The sequence below is a fragment of the Glycomyces albidus genome (genome assembly GCF_009451885.1).
Taxonomy (GTDB): Bacteria; Actinomycetota; Actinomycetes; order Mycobacteriales; family Micromonosporaceae; genus Glycomyces; species Glycomyces albidus.
Genome location: NZ_WIAO01000022.1, coordinates 1 through 17,555, shown reverse-complemented (window position 1 = coordinate 17,555; position 17,555 = coordinate 1). Strand labels below are relative to the sequence as shown.

Here is a 17,555-nt window from a genome sequence, read left to right as displayed (position 1 = left end):
TGCTACTTCCTCCGGCGCCAGACCAGGATGCCGAGCGGCACGACCAGGGCCTCGACGACGGCGATCGCCTCGTGGACCGTGGCTCCGAGCAGGTGGAGCCCGATGACGCCGGCCAGCATCGCCACGAGCGCCCAGACGTAGTTGCCGGGCAGCGGCGGCAGCCCCGCGGCCGCGGCCGGCGAAGGCGGCGGGGGAGGGGGCGTCGCCCCGGCCGCCGGGACCGGGAGCTTCGGCATCCGGAGCGTGACGGGTCCGGTCTCGGCGACCGGGGAGGTGCGGGCGCGTCGGTGCGCAGACGGCATGGAGGCCATGGTGTGCGTTCGTCCTCTACTTCTCGTAGCCCCCGTGCCCTGACGTGCGGACACGTCAGGGCACGGGGTGGTAAGCGGTCAAAACATCACCTTGCGCGGCGGCCCGGGACGAGTCCCGGGTGGTCTCCACCGCGCGAGATACGCACAAGAGTAGGCGGCGCCTCCGCCGAAAAGTAGGGGTCTGGGCCTCGCCTGACACCTGGTCCGCGTTGCGCCCCAATTGGAAGCGATCCCATCAGCTTGCTGTTTCGTATTGAATTGCACTATCCACTGTGTTTCAGCAGGTCCGGACCGTGCGATAAACCGTACGGGTTGTATCTATTTCGTTGGTTTCGAGAGCGGGTCCGGGCACCGTTGATAGGACGTGCATCCTGGTTTGGAGCCATAGCGATTCCCCTGGTATTGCGCAAGAGTTTCGCGGAGTTCGGGCTTGGTGATTCACCTCACGAAGCGACCGGTATCGGTCACGATCTTCGTAAGCGCACCAGGGTGACTCCTAGTATTGGTGAAGAACACCGAGAGCGTCCTGGTAAGCGGTACAAACTCGGTTGAGCGGGTCCCCGTTGGTCTCGGGGACCCGCTCGTTTCGTTCCCGGTCGCTCATACGGAGGCGCCGGCCGCCCCCGGCCGCACGCGACGGACCGCGACCCGGGCGACGACAACGGCCCTTGACCGGGGGACCTCCTGGTCGCTCAGCGGCCGGTCGCCGCCGACGCCGTGCGGCGCCCCAGCGGCGGGAACCACCAGTTCCAGCGCCCGAACGCCGCGATCAGGGCGGGGACCAGGAGGCCGCGGACGAGGGTGACGTCGAGGAGGATGCCGAGGGCGACCCCGCTGGCGAAGACCGCGACGTCGAGTTCGCGGGTCATCGCCATCGATGCGAACGAGCAGAACAGGATCACCGCGGCGGCGCTGATGAGCCGCCCGGTGCGGCCGAGGGCGCGGGCCACGGCGGCCTCGGTGTCCCCGGTCCGGTCGTGCTCCTCCGCGATGCGGGACAGGAGGAACACCTCGTAGTCCATGGTCAGGCCGAACAGGAACGCGAACACGGTCACCGGGACGAAGGTCCCCACCGACCCGTCCGGGACGACCCCGAGCACCGCTTCGGTGCCCCAGCCCCACTGCCAGACGATCACCAGTGCCCCCAGCACGGCGCCGAGCGAGAGCAGGTTGAGCACGATCGCCTTGAGCGCCAGCAGGACCGAGCGGAACGCGAGCGCCACCACGGTGAACGTCGCGAGGCACACCAGGGCCAGCATCCACGGGAAGGCGCCGTACGTCGCCGAGACGTAGTCGAGCTGCTGGGCCGCGTTGCCGCCCACCGACACGCCCGCGGGGACCGCCTCGCGGACCCGCCGCACCGTCTCGGTCCCTTCGGGGCCGCCGCTCTCCGCCACCGGGATCACGGTGAGCAGCACGTACTCCTGCGACCGCCACTGCGGAGCCCGCACCGAGACGACCGCGGACACGCCGTCCACTCCGAGGATCGCGTCCCGCGCCTCGTCCTCGGCGCCCGCCGGGGCCAGCACGTCGAAGGCGCTGACGACCCCGGTCGCCACTCCGGCGCCCTCCAGGTCGGCCAGCGCGTCGTGCGCGGAACCCTCTTGCGCGAGCCGGTCGGTCACCGGGGTCGACAGGTTGATGGTCGTGGCGACGCCCGCGAGCGCGAGGAGGAGGCCGCCGGCGACGGCGATCACGGGAACCCGGCGTCGCATGCTCCAGCGGGCCAGGCGCTCCCAGCCGCGGCCGTCCCCGACCGGACGCGGCGCCGCGCGGCGCCTGCCGATCGCACGCAGCAGGAGCGGCAGCGCCGTCAGCGTCACCAGGGCGCCGGCGGCGGTGGTGACCGTGCCGCCCAGGCCGAGGCTGGTGAGGATCGGGATCGGCAGCACGATCATCGTCGCCAGGCCCGCGGCGACGGCCAGGGCGCTGACCGCGATCGCCCGTCCGGAGGTGCGCATCGCTTCGCGGACGGCCGCCTCGGCGTCGAGCCCGGCGGCGCGGGCCTCGCGCCACCGGCTGGTGACGATGAGCGCGTAGTCGACCGCGATGCCGATCGCGAGTACCGGCGCCATCATCAGGGTCGTCTCGTGCACGGTGGTGAACAGGCTCAGGGCCCAGATGCCGAGCGCGGCGATGGGCATGGCCAGCAGCGAGATCAGCAGCGGCAGGGCCGCGAGGGCGGAGCGGAAGAACCACAGCAGCACCACCAGCGCGAGCGCGGCGGCGACGCCGATCTTCAGTCCGACGTTCAGGCCGCCCTCGTCGCGGTTCGGCGTGAGCGCGTCCAGGCCCGTCTCGCGCACGGCCGTCCCCGGCGGCAGCGCGTCGGTCAGGGACGCATGGATCGCCGGCCCCAGGTCGGCGACCTCGCCGAGGGCGCTCCCGGGCATGCCGCCTGCGGGCGCGTAGGGCGGGAACACCAGGAGGTAGGTCAGGTCCGCTCGGTCGGTGCGGAACGCCGGGTCGGCCTCGTCGGCGTATCCGACGACCCGCGCGCCGGTCGCGGCGGCGATGTCCGCCGAGGCCTCCGCGAGTCCTTCGAGGACGGCCGGGTCGTCCACGGCCGACCCGTCGGGCAGGTCGACCACGGCGATCCGCGGGCGCTCGTACCCGCCGGTCCCGAACTCGGTGTGGATCGCGTCGTTGGCCTCCCAGGCCGCGAGGCCGGGGTACCGGTTGGACTCGGTGACGCGGCCGGCGAGGTCGAACGCCGCCAGGCCGCCGAGGGCGACGAGGGCGAGCAGTGCGGCCGCGACGAGTCGCGACCGCTTGAGGACGGCGGCGGTGACACCGCGGGTCCCGGCCGGGGGTGATTGGAGTGTCGTCATGCGCCCCAGTCCATCCCGGCGGTCTTCCGGCGCTCATCGGAAGTTCTGTGAGAACGATCAGAAACCGTCCCGCGAACTGGAGACCGCCGTCTCCGGTTGAGAGAATCGCGGCATGGCAGCACGCGCGAAGGTCCTGGTGGTGGACGACGAGGTCTACCTCGCCGAGCTCGTGGCGACCGCGCTGCGCTTCGAGGGTTTCGCGACCGCGGTCGCCCACTCCGGGCCCGTCGCGTGGCGAAGCCTGCGCGACGACCGCCCCGACCTCCTGGTCCTGGACGTCATGCTCGGCGAGACCTCCGGATTCGACCTGTGCCGCCAGATGCGCGATGCCGGGATCGACGCCCCGGTCGTCTTCCTCACCGCCCGTGACGCGCCCGGCGACCGGATCTCGGGTTTCGTGGCGGGCGGGGACGACTACGTGACCAAGCCGTTCAGCATCGAAGAGCTGGTGCTGCGGGTCCTGGCCGTCACCCGCCGGCTCAAGGGGCCCGGCCGCCCGCACGTCCTGCGCGTCGCCGACCTGGTCCTGGACGAGGCGGCGCACGAGGTCCGCCGCGCCGGACGCCGCATCCAGCTCACCCCCACCGAGTTCGCGCTCCTGCGCCTGCTGATGGCCCACCCCGGGCAGGTCCTGACCAAGGCCCAGATCCTCGACCGCGTCTGGCAGTACGACTTCGGAGGGAACGCCTCCGTGGTCCAGACCTACGTCTCCTACCTGCGGGCCAAAGTAGACCGCGTGCCCGATGGGCCCGATCCGGTCCCGTTGATCCACACGGTGAACCGCGTCGGCTACATGATGCGCGCGGAGCCCCGCTGATGCTCCGGCGCAGACTCACGATCACGGTCCTGGCCCTGCTGCTCGCGGCCCTCGTCCTCACCGTCGGCGCGACCGTCGGCGCGGTGCAGGACTGGCGCCAGGACCTCGTGCGCGACGGCCTCGACGCCGCCGCGGCCGAACGCCAGCTCCTGCAGCGCGTGGCGGCGGCCTCGGGCAGCTCCGCCGCCGCGGCGCTCCTGCTCACGGGGGTGCTCGCCTGGATCACCATCGGGCGCCAGCTGCGGGGCGTCACCGGTCTGGTCCCGCTCGCTCGGCGGTTCGGCGGCGGCGATCTCGACGCGCGGATGCCGGTGCGCCCCGGCACCGAGGCCGGCGCCCTCGCGGAGGCGTTCAACACCATGGCGGACGATCTGCGCACCGAGCTCGAGCGCCGCCGCCGCGCCGAAGCGGACCTGCGCCGGTTCCTCGCCGACGCGTCCCATGAGCTGCGCACCCCCGTCGCAACCGTCCGCGGCTACGCCGAACTGTTCCGCCGCGGCGCCGCCGACGACCCCGGCACGCTCGCGACCGCCATGGCCCGCATCGAATCCGAGTCCGCCCGCGTCGGCGAACTCGTCGAAGGCATGCTCGCCCTCGCCGGCTCCGCCCAGGCCGCCGCCCACCGCCCCGAGCCCGTCGTGCTCCGCGACATCGCCGCGGAGGCCGTCGACGCCGCCCGCGTGCGCGACACCGAACGCCGCTGGCTCGTCGAGGACGGCCCGGACCTCACCGTCACCGGCGACCCGTCGGGCCTCCGTCGGCTTCTGGACAACCTCCTCGCCAACGGCACCGCCCACACTCCGCCCGCGACCACCGTCACCGTTCGCATCGCCGCCGAGCACGGCGCGGCCCTCATCGAAGTCGCCGACGACGGCCCCGGCCCGTCCTCGGCGCTGGCCGACCCGTTCGCCCGCTTCACCCGGGCCGACCCGCAGGCCCGGACCGGCGCCGGCCTCGGCCTCGCCATCGTCCGCGCCGTCGCCGAAGCCCACGGCGGCACCGCCGAGATCCCCGACACCCCGAAGGGCCTGACCGTCCGGGTGCGCCTGCCCACCGCGGACCACGGGTGAGACGCCGCCGAGGTCTATCGCGCCGGCGTGCGACAGCCGGTACCGGCCGAGCGGTACGGGATCGAACTGACCAGCGGCAAGAAGCCGATTCGCGCCGCCTCGCAGGGGCGGAGCGAAGACGGTTACTTCTCGGAGTAGTAGTCGAAGACGGCCTTGTGCTGGTCGATCCAGAACTTGAGCCGGTCCTGCTTCTGTTTGAGCAGGCCCAAACCGATCGCCTCCTTGTAGAAGCCGGGGCCGACGTCGTTGTGGTTGAGGTAATAGACGAGCGAGGAGATCATGAACGGCTGGCCGGTCTCCGCCATGTGCTCCTTCGAAATCTCGCCGAGGAGCTGACCCATCGCGAACCGGTCGGCGTCTTGGTCGAAGTCGAACCCGAGCCCGATTCGGCGCTCGAGGACGGCGTTGAGTTCGGTGTAGCTGGTGAAGTTGGCGAGCTTGGCGCGCTCGATCAGGAACTCTCGCCCGGCTTCGAGGAGCCTGGACCAGTCCTCATCGTCTCGCCCGAACTTGGGCATTGCGTGACCTTCCGTCGAGGGGTCCGCGCGGGCCGGCCCGCGCAGTGAGGCAACCACGTTAGCGCTGGTGCCCGTGCAACTCCATAGGCGGTGACGCAGATGGGAACAGACCGAGGCGACCGCGATGGCGGCCCTCTGTCTCCCGGTTCAGCACAGAATCGCGTGAGGGCGCCAGCCAGGAGCCTTATCCGTTTGCTCGCCGTCGAGGGTCTCGGCCTCGCCCCGATCGCCGAGTGGCGCAAGGGACGGATCGATGAGGTCGTGCCTGGTGCCTCGGCGTGGACAACTGCGGTGAAACCGGGCCTTTAAACGCTTGCGGTCATCTCTTGGCAAGCTCGTCGACAATGGAGCTTCACAGAATTATGTGACCGTGGTAACATTCCCGGACTGCTTTCGATGGGAACCCCTCCATGGCAAAGACACCTTCGTCGCGACCGGTCGACCGCTACTGCGTGCAGTGTGAGGCGCTGGTGCTGTTCCCCGACTGGACTGCCTGCAGATACTGCGGCGGCAGACTGACCGCGAACCGACCGCTGCGTGGAGCGCTGTCCCGGGCAGGCACGCTTGAGCGGAAGCAGCGCGCCGCGCGCGAACGGAACCCGGGCAGCGGAGCAAAGACGGTCCGGACCCAGTCGCGCAATCGGGCCACTGCCGTGGCTCGTCGGGCGCCGAGTGGCTCGGCCTCGCCGTTCTGCGAGCTCTGCGGGAAACGCGCGAAGAAGAACAGTGCGCGCTGTCGGCCCTGCGAAGGCGAGCCGGGGGCGGCTAAGCGGTCCCGGTCCAATGTTGTTGCTCAACCGGCGAACCGGAAGCAGCGTGCGAAAGCGCGGAAGACCACCCAGCAAGCCAAGACGAAGCGTGAGATCCGGGCGCTGGGTCTGTGCGAATGCTGCGGATTCAACGCCAAGACCGGACGGCGGTACTGCGAAAGATGTACCGACCTGCTCCGCTCCGGAGCTCGTGCCATTGCGGTCCAGGTGGTCCCCGCCCCGCGGAAGCCGCCACGCTCGGGGCGTAGGACCACGGGTCCCATCAAGACTCGCATCTACACCCCTCCCGAGAACGACCCACGGATCACCAATGACTACGCGAGGGGAATGCGGGGAAGGCCGGCCGGCGAGTTCGGGGATTGAACTCCGTTCCGTGCTGCTCCGGGGCTGCGCTCGGCCGGGCGACTCGACCACCAGGCTGGCAGCGACGCCGCGCGAATCGAACGTCAGGTCGCCGGGGAAACGACCGAGAGGTTCACATATTACAGTTTTGGTGCCCCAGGCAGGATTCGAACCTGCGACGCACGGTTTAGGAAACCGACGCTCTATCCCCTGAGCTACTGGGGCGACGGAAGCCGAGTCTAGCCGATCTGTCGGAAGCGGGCGAGGCGGCGCAGGTCGACCGCGGCGAGCCTGGCGGCCTCGGCGGCGTCGTCGTCGGGCTGCTGCTGGGAGCGGCGCTCGGCGTCGACGCGGTGCAGGTAGGTCTCGACTTCGAGGGTCCGGCGGGACTCCTGCCAGTCGAGGACCGCGCCCGCGAGCGCGGCCGCGTCGCTCGCGGCCTCGGTGCCGCGGTCGAACGACTCGATGGACAGGCGGAGCCGCCGCGTCAGGATGTCGTCCAGGTGCAGCGCGCCCTCGTACCGGGCCGCGTAGACGACCTCGGCGCGCAGGTAGTCGTCGCCGCCGGCCAGCGGGCGGCCGAGCTGCGGCAGCTCGGCGACCATCCGCAGGAGCTGCGGCGCGAGGTTCCCGTAGCGGCGCAGCAGGTGCTCGACGGTCTCGACCGGCACGTCGAAGCGCTTGGCGATCCGGTCCCGCGCCTCCCAGTACACGCCGTACCCGTCCGCGCCCAGGAGCGGCAGCAGGTGCGTGCCGCTCGCGGGGACGCCGGGGCCGAGGCGGGCCGCGGCGGCGTCGACCGCGTCCCGCGCCATGACCCGGTAAGTGGTGAGCTTCCCGCCCGCCACGAAGAACAGGCCCGGCTCGGGCTCGGTGACGGCGTGCTCGCGGCTGAGCTTCGAGGTCGCCTCGGTCTCTCCGCGCAGCAGCGGCCGCAGGCCCGCGTACACGCCCTCTACTTGGGACACGTCGAGGCGGTGGCGGAGCACGTCGCTCGCCTGCTGGAGCAGGTAGGCGACATCGCTCGCGGACGCGGCCGGGTGCGCCAGGTCCAGGTCCCACTCGGTGTCCGTGGTCCCGATCAGCCAGTGCCGGTCCCACGGGATGATGAACAGGACGCTCCACTTCGTCCGCGAGATGATCCCCGCCGAACCCCGGATCGCCGAACCGGGCAGCACCAGGTGCACGCCCTTGGACGCCTTCACCGCCATCCCGGGCCGCTTCGGGAGCATCCCCGCCAGGTCGTCGCTCCACACCCCGGCCGCGCAGACCACGGTGCGCGCCTTGACGGTCCGGCGGGTGCCCGACTCGACGTCGAGGACCTCCACGCCGGACAGGCGACCGCCCTCGCGGGTGAACCCGACCGCCTGCGCCGACGTCACGACCGCCGCGCCGAGCGACGCCGCGGTCCGCGCGAGCGCGACGACCAGGCGGGCGTCGTCGACCTGCGCGTCGAAGTACCGGATCGCTCCGCGCACCCGCGGGTCCAGGTCGGGGAACGCCCGCAGCGCCGCCGTCCGGGACAGGTGCCGGTGCCACGGGAGGCCGCCGCGGTCGCGGCCGGCGCCCGCGCTCCGGGAGCGCAGCGCGGTCGCGAGGACGTCGTAGGCCGCGACGCCCGCGCCGTAGTAGGCGCGTTCCCAGATCCCTTTGAGCGGCAACAGGAACGGCACCGGCCGCACCAGGTGCGGGGCGAGGCTGCCGGCGAGCAGGCCGCGCTCGGTCAGCGCCTCGTGGACGAGGCCGAGCTCGAGCTGCTCGAGGTACCGCAGGCCGCCGTGGACGAGCTTGCTCGACCGCGACGACGTGCCCGAGGCCAGGTCGCGGGCCTCGACGAGGGCCGTCCGGAGTCCGCGCGAGGCCGCGTCGAGGGCCGCGCCCGCGCCGGTGGCGCCGCCGCCGACGACGACCACGTCGAACTCCTCCGCGCCGAGCCGCCGCAGGTCCGCCCGCCGCCGCTCCGGAGAGAGGCGGCCGGCCTGCGATCGGGTCCAGGACACGGGCGTGCGCATGCGTTCACGATACGTGCACCGAGCTGGGCTGACATGCGTCTGCGCGCACTCGCCGCGTAAATTGGAGGAGTGAGCGACCACCCCCCTGCGCGCCCTGACAAGCTCACCGTCTTCGCCCGGTTCCTCCAGTTCAAACTGCGGGTCCCGGTCATCGTCGCGGTGTGCGCCTCCATCCCCGCCGTGTTCCTCACGGTCTGGACCGACGGCGACCTCGCCTTGGCGGGCAAGGCGATCGGCTGGGCGGCCGGGGCCGTCCTCTGGTTCGAATCGGTCGTGCTCCTGCTCGCGGCCGAGCACAAGCGCGAATGGCTGTGGCGGCACAAGTGGATGCTGCTGGTGTGCCTGCTGACCCTCGCGAGCCTCGTGCTCGCCGCCGGCGGCGCCCAGATCCTGCGGCTCGCCTACCTCATCGGGACGATCAGGGTGCTGCGCGCCAAGCGGATCCTCGACGTCGCGCAGATCCTCGCCCGGCGGCTGAGCCTCGGCCTGTGGTGGAAGTCCGGCCTGTTCACGGGCGCCGGCGTGGTCGCCGCCGGGATCGCCGCGGTCCTCCTGTTCGACCCCGACGCCGAGTACCGCGAACTCCTGGACTGGTTCGACGCGAACCTGCGGCTGCTGCCGATCCTCCTGGCCGGGGCGGTCCTCGCCGCCGCGACGTGGTACTTCGTGCGCACCCGCGGGGACTCGCGGCGCCGCGCGGCCGCCGTGCCCGAGCCGCGCGCCGAGACCGTCGAGGCCGCCGAGACGCCCTGACGGGACCGCGGCCGGCCCGCCACCCGAGCCCCCTGACCGGCCGCGCCCGTTCGAGTAGGCTCAGGCGCGTGGATACCGACGTGATCACCCTGACCGGACTGCGCGTCCACGGACGCCACGGCGTCTTCGACTTCGAGCGGGACACCGGGCAGGACTTCATCGTCGACGTCGCCCTCCGCACCTCCACCGCCGAGGCCGCCGCCAGCGACGACCTCCGGGACACCGTCGACTACGGCGCGCTCGCCGACGCGCTCGCCGCGATCGTCGCCGGCGAGCCGGTCAACCTCATCGAGACCCTCGCCGAACGCCTCGCCGACGCGTGCCTCGCCATCGACGGCGTCGGCTCGGCGACGGTGACCGTCCACAAGCCGCAGGCGCCGATCGCCCAGCGGTTCACCGACGTCGCCGTCACGATCGAACGGGACCGGTCGACCGCTCGCCGGCTTCGCGGAAAGGAAGCCCCATGAGCAGGGTCGTCTTCAGCATGGGATCGAACCTCGGCGACCGCGAGGCCGCCCTCCGGTCCGCCATCGAGGCCGTCGCGCCCGAGGCGGTGTCCGACGTGTACGAGACGCCGCCGTGGGGCGGCGACGACGAGCAGCCCGCCTACTACAACATCGCCGTCATCGCCGACGACCCCGCGCGGACCGCGCGGGACTGGCTCGCGCTCGGACAGCGGCTCGAAGCCGAGTCCGGCCGCGTCCGCGACCCCGCCCGCCCGTACGGGCCCCGGACGCTCGACGTCGACCTCATCGCCGTGTGGGACGCGGACGGCCCGGTCCGCTCCGACGACCCCGAACTCCGGCTGCCGCACCCGCTCGCGCACCTGCGGGCGTTCGTCCTGGTCCCGTGGTTCGCGATCGACCGCGACGCCGAGCTGCCCGGGAAGGGCCGCGTGAGGGACCTGCTACGCGACGAGACCGTCGCGGCGGACGCGCGCGCACTGCGCCGCCTCCACCAGATATGGTCGGAACACGGCGACGCTCGCGAGCCGTGAACAGGGGGCAGCATGAGTGACGGGAAGCACGGTCCTACACCGAGCCTTCGACCCACCGCGCCGTCCACCCTCGCGGTGGCGGCACTGGTCGGGGCCGCCCTGACGCTGCTCCTCGTCGCCCGCTACTACCAGCAGGCCCCCGACCTCGCCTGGTACAACTCCGTGGTCGTCCTCGCCCTCGCCGTGCTCCTCGCATGGATGGCCTGGACCACCCGGAAGGCCCTGCGCCCCAGCAAGAAGCGACTCCAGGCGGCCGCGGTCGACGGGACCGGCCCGTCGCCCGCCCCCGGACGGCTCGAGGGCCCGGAGCACGCGCTCCAGATCGCCCGCTACGCCGTCCTCGCCAAGGCCGCCTCGATCGCCGGGGCCGTGTTCTTCGGCGCGTACCTGGGCTTCACCATCTGGCTCGCGGTCCAGGCAGGACGCCTGACCGCCGCCGCCGACGACCTGCCCGCGGCGGTGCTCGGCACCGTCGCGTGCGCCGCCCTCACCGCGGCCGCGGTCTGGCTCGAGCACTCCTGCCGCATCCCCCCGCAGGACCGCGACGACGACCGCCCCGACCGACCCTGACGCCTACCCACTGCCGGACCCACCCCCGATATCCCCAATATTCCGCGCGTTTAGAGGTGCGCCCCATGAAATTCGAATCCCCATCCCGAAGCGGCGACCGCGATTCGACCTCGAGTCTGAAGGCCGTGAACGCCGACCCTGTGGGCGACGACGAGACCCCCGCGGACCGCATGGCGGTGCACGTGGTCTGGGAGATCGGCCTGCTGCTCCTCGGCGGCGGCGTCCTGTTCGCCCTCACCCAGTCCGACGCCGGACCGTTCGCCGACGGCTCCTGGACCGCGTTCGCCTCCGCGCTCGCACCCCTCATCATGCTGGCCTGCGCGATGGCCGTCTCCCTGCGCGTCGGCGCCGTCAACCTCGCCGTCGGGCCCGTCGCGCTCCTCGCCGCGTGGATGTTCGTCGACGCCTCCGGCTCCGGCTCGGCCATGGCGCTCGCGGTCGGCCTCGGCGCCGCCGTGTTCACCGGCGTCGTCCTCGCGACCCTCACCGCGTGGCTGCGCGCCCCCGGCTGGGCCGCGAGCGGCGCCGTCGGCGGCGCGATCGGCCTGTGGGCCGGATCCGCCGGCGACCCGGGCGCCTTCTCGCTCGCCGAACTCCCCGGCACCGCCGTCCTCGCCGCGCTCGCGGGCGCGATCGGCCTCTCGCTGTTCCTGGGCCTGGTCGGCGCGTTCGCCGGAGTCCGCTCGCGGCTCGCCCCGATCCGCCGCACCCCGGTCGGCGAGCCGCACGGCCGCGGCGCTCTGGTGTTCCTCGGCATCCTGCTCTCCTGCTCCCTGGCCGGCGCCGCGGGCGTCGTCGCCGCGTGGACCTCGGTCCCCGACGCGGGCGCGGCCGGGCTCCCGGACCCGATCCTGCTGACGGTGCTCGCGCTCGGCGCGGCGCTTCTGGGCGGGACGAGCCTCATGGGCCGCCGCGGCGGCGTGTGCGGCACCGTGTTCGCCTCGCTCCTGGTACTGGCCCTGATGTGGCTGGCCCAGTCGCGGGGCTGGAGCTTCGATCCCAGCTGGATCGCTTTGAGCGCCATCGTCGCGGGGTTCCTCGTGACCCGCCTCGTCGAGGCCATGAACCAGGTCGACGAGGTCGAGGCCGCCTCAACGAGCCGCGCCGGATCCGTCGAGGACCTCCGCGAGGAGGACCCCCGCGCCTCCGCCGACACCGGCCAGTACGAGCGCTACGACGACGACCTCGCCGACCTGGGCGCCGGGGGCGACCCGTGGGTCGCCAACACGGGAGGCATCCGGACCACCGGCGGCATCCCGAAGGCCCCCGCGGACCCGTTCGGGGCCTCCGGGGTCTTCGACGACCTGCGCGACACCCCCGGGACCCGCTTCGACACCGACCGCCGCTTCGGGCGCTGACCGCCTCCATCCCCCATAGAGGACAGACATCATGACGTACGTACCGCCAGAGCGAGACGAACAGCCCATGGACCAGACCCAGCGGCTCGAGTTCGCGGCCGCGCCGGCCGAGCCCGTCGACCCGTTCGCGGGGCGGCCCGCGGTCACGGTCGGGTACGCCGAGACCGAACCGGCGCCGAAGGACCGCGTGGGCTTCCAGTTCATCTGGGAGGCCATCCTCCTGCTGCTGACCCTGAACGCGCTGTTCCTGGTCTACCAGCGCCGGGACGAGATCTTCTCCGGCGGCCTCTCCGTCGACGCGCTCGGGCCGGACTTCACGGTCCTCGCCTCGCTCCTGCTGATGGTCACCGGTTTCGGCCTCACGCTGCGCCTCGGCGCGGTGAACCTCGCGGTCCCGGCGATGCCGATGCCGGTCATCGCCGCATCGACGCTGTTCGTCGGCCCGGACCCGCTCGTGGGCCTCGCCTTCACGGCCGGGCTCGCGGCCGCGGTGGCGATCGTGTTCACGGTGCTGACGGTCGTCTTCCGCATCCCGCCCTGGCTCGCGGGCCTCGCGTCCCTCGTGGTCCTGGCCGGCTCGCTCCCGGCGCTGCGGGAGCTCGACGGCGCGGTCGGCGGGGGCGCGGCCGGCACCTGGGCCGACCCGGGCGGCCTGTGGCTGTTCCTCGGCGCGGCCGCGCTCTCGGTCGCGGGCGGCCTCCTCGGGCTCCTCCCCGGTGTGCGGGACCGCTTCAGCAAGGTCAAGGGCGCTGCCGACGGCACCGGCGACCGCGAGGCCGGCTCGGTCGTCGCGCTGCTGGGCGGGAACTTCCTGGCGCTGCTCCTGGCCGCCGGCGGCGGGTTCCTCGCCGTCGTGTTCCGCCAAGGCGAGGACCTCCTCGGCCTGCCCGGCGCGTTCGCCGTGGGCGCCGACGCCGGCGTCGTGCTCACCGCGTACGTGTTCATCGTGGTGTTCCTCGCCGGAACCAGCCCGTGGGGCCGCCGCGGCGGCGCCTTCGGCACGGTCCTGGCGCTCATCGCGGTCTGGGCCCTCGGCCTCTTCTGGCAGACCCTCGAAGGCCCGGCCTCCGACCCGGATCGCTACCGCGACTGGACCGGCGCGGTCTACGCCGGCCTGCTCCTCCTCGGCCTCTTCGTCTCCTTCGGACTCGACCGCCTCGGCCGACCCAAGGAACCGACCGAACCCGACGAGTCCACCGCCGAGATGACCGCATACGACACCGCCGACCCCGGCACCGGGCTCTTCGAACCGACCCTCCCCGACGCGGCAGCCGCGAACCGGTAGCAGACGCCCGCATCCAGGAGTATCGCGGTGGCCTCCATGCGGAGGCCACCGCTGTGGTTCGGGCCGGGCGCTGACCGCCGGCAAGCCCGAACCGACGGCGAACCGGCTTCAAGCGCGACCTGCTCCGTAGACGCGGAGGACGCTGTGGCGCAGTGACTCCGACGCCTCCTCAGCGGTCATGCGGCCGGCGGCGACCTCCACGCCCGCTGCATGTCCGAGCGCGACGGTCGCGGATACCAGCCATGCCGGGCTGAGGTCGCGGTCGAACTCGCCCGCGGTCTGGCCGTTGACGATCAGCCGTTCCAGGCGCTCGGCGACCGGGGCGTGGTGCTGATCGGAATCCGACCGGTCCATGCCGGTCACCGACGGGTGCTGCAGCAGCGGGTAGCGGTCGAACAGGCGCCAGGTGACCTCCAGCCAGGCCAGCAGCGCGCCGGTACTGGTGCCGCTGTCGAGAGCGGCGGCGTCGAGCGCGGTGACGGCTTCGGCGGTGATGCGGTCGACGACCGCGGCGACCAGCAGCGGCCGGGACGGGTAGTGCGCGTACACAGTCTGGCGGGTGACGCCCGCGGCCTCGGCGACCTGCTCCAGCTTCGCGTCGGGTTGGCGCCCGAGCACCTCGACGGCGGCGTCGAGCACTGCCGCGGCGCTGTGCTCGGCGTCCGAACGCCGCTTGCGAGGACGAGGGCGTGTTGTCTTTGACACGTTGTCCAATTTACCGCGAAGGTTTAATCTTTACATCATGTCAAAAATAAATCGACACCAGGAGGCCGCATGACACCCGGAACCGACCTGACCGGCTATCTGACCCGGTACCCGCAGGAGGCCGGCCTGAGCGAGGAGGACCCGGCCGCGGTCCTCGACCGATACCACACCGAGGACTACGAGCTGGTCAACGACGGCGTGCTCCTGGACCGCACGCGCCTGCTCGACCACATCCGGCCCGTGCGCAAACGGGCCGCCGGCCTCCGCGTCGAAGTGGAGCAGGCCCTGGTCGACGGTGATCAGGTCGCCGCGCGGTACCGGCTCATCGCCGAGATGAGCAAGGGCGACATCATCACCACGGAGGTCTACATGTTCGGGGAACTGGCTCCCGACGGCCGGCTGCGCCGTGCCGTCCAGGCCACCCGGCCCATCGCCTCGACCTAGCTGTTCTGTCCTGGGAGGCTGTGAACACCCCGATCGCGCCCCGACGGGCGAAGCGGGCAGGTGTCCGGGCGAGAGCGGCGGCTAGACGACGATGACCCGGATGCCGGCCTCTTCGAAGCCGCGGAGCTGGTCGGCCGGGGCGTTGGCGTCGGTGACGAGCGTGTGGACGCGGTCGGTGGGGCAGATCCGGGCGAAGGCGTGGCCGCCGATCTTGGAGCCGTCTGCGATGACCACGACCTTGCGGGCGCGGGCCGCCATGAGGGCGTTGATGGCCGCCTCGCCTTCGTGGTGGCTGGTCGCGCCGAGCTTCATGTCGATGGCGTCGACGCCGAGGAAGGCGATGTCGAGGGTGATCTCGCGCAGGATCGGCGCCGCGAGGGGGCCGATCAGCTCGTAGGACTGCGGGCGGACGACGCCGCCCACGACCACGACTTTGAGGTGGGGCCGGACGATGAGCTCGTTGGCGATGTTGAGCGCGTTGGTGACGATCGTCAGGCCCGTCGAGCCTGGGGTCGCGACGAGGTCCGTCCGCGTGGCGAGGGCCCGGGCCACCTCGGTGATCGTGGTGCCGCCGTTGAGCGCGATGACCTGGCCGGGGCTGACCAGGCCCGCCGCGGCGGTGCCGATGCGGTGCTTCTCCTCGACGTGGCGGGCGGTCTTGTAACGCAGGGGGAGGTCGTAGGAGATGCCGCCCGCGACGGCGCCGCCCCGGGTGCGGGTGATCATCTGCTGCTGCGAGAGCTGGTCGAAATCGCGCCGGATGGTCGCCTGCGAGACGCCGAGGCGCTCGGCCGCCTCCTCCACGGTGATGCGTCCGGTCTCTGCGAGGATCTCCAGCAGGGTGTTCCACCGGGCATAGCGGTCCACGTCGCTCCTCGTCGTTCAGAAGTACTGGGTCGGGACAGCGGCGGGCCGCCGCTGTCTGCACGATAGTGTTCGAAGTATGCTCTGTGGCGCTCGGGCCGTGCTCAAGCGGTGCTCGTGCGCTCACGGTCATTGTGCCGCACCGGAGTGCGGGGGCGCACGCCGGATCGATTGGAAGGAGCGCCGGTGGACGGCGTCATGCTGCCGGCCGTGGGCCGGATCGTCACCCCCGACGGTGTCGTCAACGGGACGCTGGTCGTGGACGGGGACCGCTTCGACGGCGTCCTGGAACGCGACGGCGAGCCCGCCGGGTGGGTCCTCCCGGGCTTCGTCGACGCCCACTGCCACGGCGGCGGCGGGTTCTCGCTCGCGAACGGCGACCCGGACTCGGCCCGCGCCGCGGCCGGCTTCCACGCCTCGCGCGGCACCACGACCGTCGTCGCCTCGCTGGTCTCCTCCTCCCACCGGTTCCTGCTGGACGCGACCGAGTCGCTCAGCCCGCTCGTCGCCGAGGGCGTCCTGGCCGGGGTCCACTTCGAGGGCCCGTACATCTCCGCCGCCAAGTGCGGCGCGCACGCCCTCGAGGTGCTCCGGGACCCGGACCTCGGCGAGCTGACCGAGCTGATCGAGGCCGGGCGGCTCGATGACGGGTCCGGCGCCGTCAAGATGGTCACCATCGCCCCCGAGCTGACCGGGGCCCTGGAGGCCATCGAGTTCCTCGACGGGCAGGGCGTGGTGCCCTCGATCGGGCACACCGACGCCTCCTACGAGGAGACGCTCGCCGGGATCGACGCGGGCGCGCAGGCCGCCACGCACCTGTTCAACGCGATGCGGGCCTTCAACCACCGCGACCCCGGCCCGATCCCCGCGCTCATGAACGACGAGCGGATCTTCTCCGAGGTCATCGCCGACCCGGTCCACCTGCACCCGGGGACCATGCGGTTCGCGTTCGACCTTTCGCTGCCCGCCTGGACCCTGCTCGTCTCGGACGCGATGGACGCCGCGGGCCTCGCGGACGGGCACTACGTCCTCGGCCGCCACGAGGTGGAGGTCAAGGACGGCACCGCGACCGTCGCCGGGACCGACGTCATCGCCGGTTCCACGATCACCCTCCTCGACGCCTTCCGCAACGCGGTGCGGCTGGCCGGCCAGTCCGTCCAGGCCGCCTCCCAGATGGCCTCCGCGACGCCGGCCGAACTCCTGGGGCTGCGCGACGTGGGCGCCATCGAAGCGGGGAAGTACGCCGACGTCGTCGTCCTGGACGACGACCTGAACCTGGTCTCGGTCATGCGCCGCGGGGCCTGGATCCAGGTCTGAGCACGCGGACGGGGCCGGAGGCGTCGCGCCCCCGGCCCCGTCCGCGTTCCTACATGTTGTAGTCGTACGTCGTGCTGGTCGCTCCGATGAGGAGGTAGATCAGGCAGAACGTGAAGAACGAGGCGATGCCGAGCACGAGCCCGGCGATCGCGATCGGCTTGTTCGTCGCCTGGCCCTTGTTCGCGCGCGCCCATCCGATGGCGCCGAACACGATCGCGAGCACGCCCAGCGGCCAGGTGAACACGTTGAGTCCGGGCACGAACGACAGCGCGACCGCGATGATCCCGAGGATCAACGCGGCCTTCCCGAGTCCGTTGCGCTCCTGCCGGGCCGGGGGCGGCGCGCCTTCGCGGCCGTGCGGCGGCGGGGGCATGGGCGGCGGCGGGACCGGCCCGGTCGCATACGGGCTGTAGCCCGATCCGGGCGGCGGTGGCGGCACGGGCGGGACGTGCCCCGGTCCGCCTCCGGGAATGTGGGTCCCCGGCGGCCGGGGGACGCCGCTCGGCGGCTCCCCGGGCGGGCCGTGCGGCGACCGCTCGCCGGGCCTCGCGAAATCCGCGGGCGTCGTTTCGGCGGGCTCGCCGCCGGGAC

General features: G+C 72.4%; 16 protein-coding genes, 1 tRNA gene and 1 pseudogene. 10 read left to right on the top strand and 8 right to left on the bottom strand.

Annotated features, from left to right (window positions below):
• Positions 1-2: 2 nt before the first annotated feature.
• Together GFD30_RS17120 and GFD30_RS17115 are read right to left on the bottom strand one after the other, a co-directional pair.
• Positions 3-302 carry a hypothetical protein gene (locus tag GFD30_RS17120; protein ID WP_153026416.1) on the bottom strand — a complete coding sequence of 100 codons (300 nt, stop codon included), beginning with the start codon at positions 300-302 and terminating at the stop codon, positions 3-5.
• A gap of 701 nt (positions 303-1,003) precedes the next feature.
• The gene (locus tag GFD30_RS17115; protein WP_153026415.1) at positions 1,004-3,142 is read right to left on the bottom strand and encodes an MMPL family transporter; all 2,139 of its coding nucleotides are present in this window, start codon (positions 3,140-3,142) and stop codon (positions 1,004-1,006) included.
• A 112-nt stretch (positions 3,143-3,254) separates the two neighbouring features.
• On the opposite strand from GFD30_RS17115, the gene GFD30_RS17110 reads away from it, so the two are divergent.
• Together GFD30_RS17110 and GFD30_RS17105 are read left to right on the top strand one after the other, a co-directional pair.
• The gene (locus GFD30_RS17110; RefSeq protein WP_153026414.1) at positions 3,255-3,959 is read left to right on the top strand and encodes a response regulator transcription factor; all 705 of its coding nucleotides are present in this window, start codon (positions 3,255-3,257) and stop codon (positions 3,957-3,959) included.
• Entirely contained in the window at positions 3,959-5,029 is a 1,071-nt protein-coding gene (locus GFD30_RS17105; protein ID WP_153026413.1) for a HAMP domain-containing sensor histidine kinase, read from the top strand. The genes GFD30_RS17110 and GFD30_RS17105 overlap by 1 nt, the downstream gene beginning before the upstream one ends.
• Positions 5,030-5,151: 122 nt before the next feature.
• On the opposite strand, the gene GFD30_RS17100 is transcribed toward GFD30_RS17105, so the two are convergent.
• The 3 genes from GFD30_RS17100 to GFD30_RS17090 all read right to left on the bottom strand — a co-directional run bounded on the left by GFD30_RS17100 (position 5,152) and on the right by GFD30_RS17090 (position 8,671).
• Complete coding sequence (locus tag GFD30_RS17100; protein WP_153026412.1) at positions 5,152-5,547, bottom strand: hypothetical protein; 396 nt, start codon at positions 5,545-5,547, stop codon at positions 5,152-5,154.
• A gap of 1,261 nt (positions 5,548-6,808) precedes the next feature.
• Positions 6,809-6,884 (bottom strand) — tRNA-Arg (locus tag GFD30_RS17095).
• A 14-nt stretch (positions 6,885-6,898) separates the two neighbouring features.
• A complete protein-coding gene (locus GFD30_RS17090) occupies positions 6,899-8,671 on the bottom strand; it encodes a glycerol-3-phosphate dehydrogenase/oxidase (protein ID WP_153026411.1) in 1,773 nt (590 codons plus the stop codon).
• Positions 8,672-8,740: 69 nt separating this feature from the next.
• Between GFD30_RS17090 and GFD30_RS27075 the strand changes: the two genes are divergently transcribed.
• The 6 genes from GFD30_RS27075 to GFD30_RS17065 all read left to right on the top strand — a co-directional run bounded on the left by GFD30_RS27075 (position 8,741) and on the right by GFD30_RS17065 (position 13,634).
• Positions 8,741-9,424 (top strand): hypothetical protein, encoded by a 684-nt coding sequence (locus tag GFD30_RS27075; protein ID WP_227996517.1) that lies wholly within the window; start codon positions 8,741-8,743, stop codon positions 9,422-9,424.
• A gap of 68 nt (positions 9,425-9,492) precedes the next feature.
• The gene (folB, locus tag GFD30_RS27070) at positions 9,493-9,891 is read left to right on the top strand and encodes a dihydroneopterin aldolase (RefSeq protein WP_322633349.1); all 399 of its coding nucleotides are present in this window, start codon (positions 9,493-9,495) and stop codon (positions 9,889-9,891) included.
• On the top strand, positions 9,888-10,421 hold the full coding sequence (gene folK, locus GFD30_RS17080; protein WP_153026410.1) for a 2-amino-4-hydroxy-6-hydroxymethyldihydropteridine diphosphokinase: 534 nt from the start codon (positions 9,888-9,890) through the stop codon (positions 10,419-10,421). Before folB ends, folK begins: the two co-directional genes overlap by 4 nt.
• A gap of 12 nt (positions 10,422-10,433) precedes the next feature.
• Complete coding sequence (locus GFD30_RS17075) at positions 10,434-10,991, top strand: DUF3180 domain-containing protein (RefSeq protein ID WP_153026409.1); 558 nt, start codon at positions 10,434-10,436, stop codon at positions 10,989-10,991.
• Between the two features lie 125 nt (positions 10,992-11,116).
• On the top strand, positions 11,117-12,349 hold the full coding sequence (locus tag GFD30_RS17070) for a hypothetical protein (RefSeq protein ID WP_153026408.1): 1,233 nt from the start codon (positions 11,117-11,119) through the stop codon (positions 12,347-12,349).
• A gap of 67 nt (positions 12,350-12,416) precedes the next feature.
• Positions 12,417-13,634 carry a hypothetical protein gene (locus GFD30_RS17065; RefSeq protein ID WP_153026407.1) on the top strand — a complete coding sequence of 406 codons (1,218 nt, stop codon included), beginning with the start codon at positions 12,417-12,419 and terminating at the stop codon, positions 13,632-13,634.
• A gap of 108 nt (positions 13,635-13,742) precedes the next feature.
• On the opposite strand, the gene GFD30_RS17060 is transcribed toward GFD30_RS17065, so the two are convergent.
• Positions 13,743-14,339, bottom strand: a complete 597-nt coding sequence (locus tag GFD30_RS17060; RefSeq protein WP_322633348.1) for a TetR/AcrR family transcriptional regulator — start codon at positions 14,337-14,339, stop codon at positions 13,743-13,745.
• A 69-nt stretch (positions 14,340-14,408) separates the two neighbouring features.
• Between GFD30_RS17060 and GFD30_RS17055 the strand changes: the two genes are divergently transcribed.
• Complete coding sequence (locus tag GFD30_RS17055) at positions 14,409-14,783, top strand: nuclear transport factor 2 family protein (protein ID WP_153026405.1); 375 nt, start codon at positions 14,409-14,411, stop codon at positions 14,781-14,783.
• A gap of 81 nt (positions 14,784-14,864) precedes the next feature.
• Here the strand turns inward: GFD30_RS17055 and GFD30_RS17050 are convergent, their stop codons facing one another.
• Positions 14,865-15,650: a DeoR/GlpR family DNA-binding transcription regulator gene (locus GFD30_RS17050; protein ID WP_322633347.1), complete on the bottom strand. Its 786-nt coding sequence runs from the start codon at positions 15,648-15,650 to the stop codon at positions 14,865-14,867.
• A 195-nt stretch (positions 15,651-15,845) separates the two neighbouring features.
• On the opposite strand from GFD30_RS17050, the gene GFD30_RS17045 reads away from it, so the two are divergent.
• Positions 15,846-16,964, top strand: a complete 1,119-nt coding sequence (locus GFD30_RS17045) for an N-acetylglucosamine-6-phosphate deacetylase (RefSeq protein ID WP_153026471.1) — start codon at positions 15,846-15,848, stop codon at positions 16,962-16,964.
• Between the two features lie 49 nt (positions 16,965-17,013).
• Here GFD30_RS17045 and GFD30_RS17040 read toward each other — a convergent pair.
• Positions 17,014-17,555, bottom strand: a pseudogene (locus GFD30_RS17040) (hypothetical protein); the annotation flags it as partial.